1 protein-coding gene is annotated in these 841 nt (G+C 65.4%); it reads left to right on the forward strand.

The window, feature by feature from the left end; genetic code table 11:
- Positions 1 to 32 precede the first annotated feature (32 nt).
- A partial coding sequence (locus AC1D15_RS35050; protein ID WP_477829707.1) for a phage portal protein occupies positions 33 to 841 on the forward strand: 809 nt, incomplete at its 3' end.

Genomic DNA, 841 nt, shown 5'->3' on the forward strand with positions numbered 1-841 from the left:
ACCAAGACCTAAAGGTGGTTACAGCCGACCGCATGCTGCACTTGGCGCACCTGTCACGCATCGGCCAGCTTCGCGGCGTGACGCGCTTCGCGAGCGTCATCGGCCGCATCGAGGACATCAAGGACTACGAGGAGTCCGAGCGGATCGCGGCCAAGGTGGCGGCCATGCTGACCGGCTACGTCAAGCGACACGCGCCCGACGGCGGGGGCTATGAGGGCCCACTGAAGGACGACAACGGCAATGACTTGCCGCGGCAGGTGGGGCTGTCGCCCGGCACCATCATCGACACGCTGGCGGTGGGAGAGGAGATCGGCCTGATCGACAGCAAGCGCCCGAACCCGAACCTGATCACCTTCCGGAACGGGCAGCTGCGCGCCTTCGCCGCCGGTATCAGCGCGAGCTACTCCAGCGTTAGCCGCAACTACGACGGTACCTACAGCAGCCAGCGGCAGGAGCTCGTCGAGCAGTGGGTGCACTACGCCTGCCTGACCGACGACTTCATCTCGATGGCCGTACAGCCGATGGTGGAGGACTTCATCGGCGCGGCGGCGGTTTCCGGGGTTGTGCCGTTCCCCAAGGATCTCAAGCCAGGCACGCACGACGACGTGCTCTACGTCGCGCCGTCGATGCCATGGATCGACATGGCAAAGGAAGCCACTGCCTGGCTGACGCTGAGCCAAGCCGGCTTCATCAGCGAGGTCGAAGTGATCCGTAAGTCCGGGCGCAATCCTGACACGGTGCTCGAGCAGATCGCGAGCTGGCGCAAGAAGGCCGAGGAGAAGGAACTGCGCTTCAGCAGCGACGTGCGCCACCAGAACGCGAGCGGCCTGCCCAGCACGCC

The sequence above is a fragment of the Rhizobacter sp. P2_H2 genome (genome assembly GCF_056403375.1).